At 58.0% G+C, this 3,429-nt stretch carries 4 protein-coding genes and 2 pseudogenes; 3 read left to right on the top strand and 3 right to left on the bottom strand.

Going from position 1 to position 3,429, the window contains the following annotated elements; genetic code table 11:
- Positions 1–575 (bottom strand): annotated as a pseudogene (locus tag WB528_RS26315) (hypothetical protein); the annotation flags it as partial.
- 209 nt (positions 576–784) lie between these two features.
- Here WB528_RS26315 and WB528_RS26310 point away from each other — a divergent pair.
- Positions 785–928 (top strand): annotated as a pseudogene (locus WB528_RS26310) (thioredoxin family protein); the annotation flags it as partial.
- Positions 929–1,154: 226 nt separating this feature from the next.
- On the opposite strand, the gene WB528_RS26305 reads toward WB528_RS26310, so the two are convergent.
- Complete coding sequence (locus tag WB528_RS26305; protein WP_423892218.1) at positions 1,155–1,661, bottom strand: hypothetical protein; 507 nt, start codon at positions 1,659–1,661, stop codon at positions 1,155–1,157.
- 85 nt (positions 1,662–1,746) lie between these two features.
- The gene (locus tag WB528_RS26300; RefSeq protein ID WP_423892216.1) at positions 1,747–2,667 is read right to left on the bottom strand and encodes an MBL fold metallo-hydrolase; all 921 of its coding nucleotides are present in this window, start codon (positions 2,665–2,667) and stop codon (positions 1,747–1,749) included.
- A 69-nt stretch (positions 2,668–2,736) separates the two neighbouring features.
- Here WB528_RS26300 and WB528_RS26295 point away from each other — a divergent pair, with 69 nt between their 5' ends.
- On the top strand, positions 2,737–3,072 hold the full coding sequence (locus WB528_RS26295) for an ArsR/SmtB family transcription factor (RefSeq protein ID WP_423892214.1): 336 nt from the start codon (positions 2,737–2,739) through the stop codon (positions 3,070–3,072).
- Positions 3,073–3,093: 21 nt separating this feature from the next.
- A partial coding sequence (locus tag WB528_RS26290) for a rhodanese-like domain-containing protein (RefSeq protein ID WP_423892212.1) occupies positions 3,094–3,429 on the top strand: 336 nt, incomplete at its 3' end.

Here is a 3,429-nt window from a genome sequence, read left to right as displayed (position 1 = left end):
ATGTTGAGCTTAGCGCTCATTTCTTCGGCGAAACGATTGCGGTTCGCCGGCGTCGGACTGAATACCTTGGCCCGTTTGATCGGTCGGACCACGAGGAACGCTTCGAGATAAGTTCGCGCCATGCCGCCCGAGCCTAATATACCAACGCTGCTTGCATCCTTGCGAGCAAGGTGCCTGGCGCCGATGCCGGCGCCGCCGCCAACCCGCATGTGCTGCAGGACTCCGTCATTGATGAAGGCGAGCGGTTCGCCGTTGCGCGTGCTCAGCAGCATGATCATGCCAAGGAACGTACCCGGCTTCATGCAATATTTGTTCTCACGCCACTGGCCATCTTTGCCGACCGGCCAAGTGATCACGTCGGATTTCATCCGGATGGCGAATATACCGTCGTTCGTCCCTTCCGCCGTGCCCCAACGGTAATAGCCGTCCTCGCGTTCGCAAGGTACGTACATGTCGATCCGTGGCCGATTGACCGCGCCGCCGGACGGGATTTGCCGAAATGCGTGCTCCTGCGCATCGATGCATTCGCGCATTGTGAGCAGCTTGGCGACGACGTCGTTGTGTATGAACAGCATTGCTTTTCCTCGCGCATGGGTTCTTGTCGTTACAAACTATAGCGGGCGATCGGGTGGATGAAATCCCGTTGACGTCATCTGCCAAAGCAGTCGCCCGGACTAGCCGATTAGCGGCATCCGGCTGATCAGATGTGAGGCAGGTTTGATAACGCTGGGCGAAGCGGTATCTTCGAATGGGAGCTCCAAATGGCCAAACGCACATGCGCCGAGTTGCCTCTCGACTCGGCATTCAAGGGATCCCGACGATGATTCTGTTCCACGAAGGCCGAGAGGTGGCACGCACGTCTGGCGCGATGTCTGCGATCCAGATTGTGCGTTGGGCGCGTGACCGCCTGCCCACGGTTGCTGCCTGAGCCTGCCGATGGAGCGGCCGTTAGCGTGACTGGGGACTGACTTTGGCGATTGGTCGTAAGCGACGATCCGAGGTTGGTTGTGACGCGGTTTAAGGCCAATGGCTAACAGCGACATTGACAGGAGCGAATAACAGCGCCGCTCCTCGCAGTCTATGCTGCCTTCATTGTGCAGCATTCGGCCGTGGACGTTTCCGCATCGTATCCGCTATGGACCGGTTGGCGGCAATTACGCCGCGATCTCAAATTTATCGCGCCTGACCTTCGTGAGATCGACGCCCTCGATACGTATCAATCGAGTCTCGGACGCGCGCCGCGGTGAATGCACATCGCCCTCGTTGTAAACGTGAGCCTTGCCGGGCGTTAAGTCATAAGTTCGGCCCTTCACGACTTTGCCGGGCCGCCCGTTTGCGGGCTTTTCGACAAGCTTCCAGTCGGTCATTTCGGTGACGCCGGTCACCTGACTGTAGACCGCCCAGCTCGGGCCGTGGTCGTGTGGCGAGCTGTTCTTCGCCCCCTTATAGACATGAGCAAGAATGCAAAAGTGCAGTTCGGGGTCCTCATAGAGAATTCTCCGCTCGGCTTCCGCATCCGTGCCGAGATACTTGGCAACGAACTCTGGATCGGTGCACGCCTTTTCGGTGTATTGGCGTACCAACTCGCGCCCCGCCGGGCCGGGATCCTTTAACAATGCCGAGCGGCAATCGGCCGAATATTGATCGAGCGTATAGGTCATGGCCAATCTTCCTTCCCTTGGATTTGAAGCATCGTAGCGCAACTCACATCTGTCTTCAAAGGGTCGTGCGCCTGGTCCGGCTGGATCAAGCGGGCAACGGCTTGGCTTTTCGATCTGCCTTGAAGGTGACCGGAATTCGCAGATAACGCACTCCGTTGTCTTCGGCGGGAGGAAATGCGCCTGCGCGAATGTTGACCTGGATTGAAGGCAGCAACAGCGTGGGTGCCGAAAGCGTGGAATCACGTGACGTGCGCATCGCGACGAACTCTGCTTCGGTCTTACCACCGCCGACATGGACGTTCTTGTCACGCTCTTCCTGAACTGTGGTCTCCCAGGCGTAAGTATCGCGGCCGGTCGCCTTGTAGTCATGGCACATGAACAAACGCGTGGCGGTTGGCAGTGCGAGCAGTCGCTTGATTGAGCGATAGAGCTGGTGGGAGTCGCCGCCCGGAAAATCAGCGCGCGCAGTGCCGTAATCCGGCATGAACAGCGTATCGCCGACGAAGACGGCATCTTCGATCTTGTAACTGATGTCCGCGGGGGTATGGCCCGGGGTGTGAAGTGTCTCCACGCCCAACTCACCGATCTTAAATCGTTCGCCATCCCGGAACAGATGGTCGAAATCGCTGCCGTCTGTCTTCAAATCGGTGGCGTTGAAGATCGGGCGGAAAATGCGCTGCACATCCTTGATGTGCTCGCCGATGCCGATTTTTGCCCCGGTTTTTGCCTTGATGTAGGGCGCGCCGGACAAATGATCGGCATGCGCGTGGGTTTCCAGGGCCCAGGCGACGGTCAAGCCAAGCTCCTTTGCAGTTTTTAAAATCGTTTCGACCGAGCGGGTGTCGACCTCGCCTGATTTGTGATCGTAGTCGAGCACAGGATCTATCACGGCGGCTTGCTTGGTTATGGGATCGGCCACGAGATAGCTGACGGTATTGGTGGGCTCGTCAAAAAAGGCCCGGATCATCGGTTTACTGGCCATGGCTGTCTCCGTTGCAAGGTTCATCCTGAGCGTCAGGCTTGACGTATATATTAGTAATCGCTAAATAAGCAACACTGAATGGATGATAACACGATGAACACAAAGCAACTCGATCTCGGAAGCTTCGAAGCACAGGCGAGCACAGTTGCGGGCATCCTTCGCGCGCTTGCCAACGAGCGGCGTCTGATGATCCTGTGCAAGCTAGTGGAATGGGGCGAGGGCAATGCTACCTCGCTTGCCGAAGCCGTCGGGCTTAGTCAGTCAGCGCTTTCCCAGCACCTCACAAAAATGCGCGATGAGAAGATTGTTGCCTTTCGGCGCGACTCGCAGGTGTTCTGGTATCGGATTGCCGATCCGCGCATCGAACAGCTCCTTGCAACTCTTCACGCTCTGTTTTGCGCGCAGCCCAAGCCCCGATCACGGCGCTGATCACTCAAGGAGAACAAGACCATGACCCTTCCAACGGTTACCCCCGAGAAGGCCAGGCATCTTCTGAATCAAGGTGCGATTCTCATTGACATCCGCGAAGCGGATGAGCGTGCCCGTGAACGCATCGCCGGTGCCCGCCATCTACCTTTGTCGAAATTGGATGAGGTGGACCTTGCGCTCCACGACGGCAAGCCCGTCATTTTCCACTGCCGTTCGGGCGCCCGCACGCTTGCCAATTCGGCGCGGCTTGCGGCACGCGCGGGCGAATCCTGCGAAGCCTATGTGGTCGAAGGTGGTCTCGATGCCTGGCGCAAGGCGGGACTGCCGGTGGTGACTGATCGCAGCCAGCCCATTGAG

Source organism: Bradyrhizobium sp., from assembly GCF_049586575.1.
Lineage (GTDB): Bacteria > Pseudomonadota > Alphaproteobacteria > Rhizobiales > Xanthobacteraceae > Bradyrhizobium.
The sequence above is the reverse complement of the archived record's forward strand: the minus strand, read 5'-3'. Positions and strand labels throughout refer to the sequence as shown.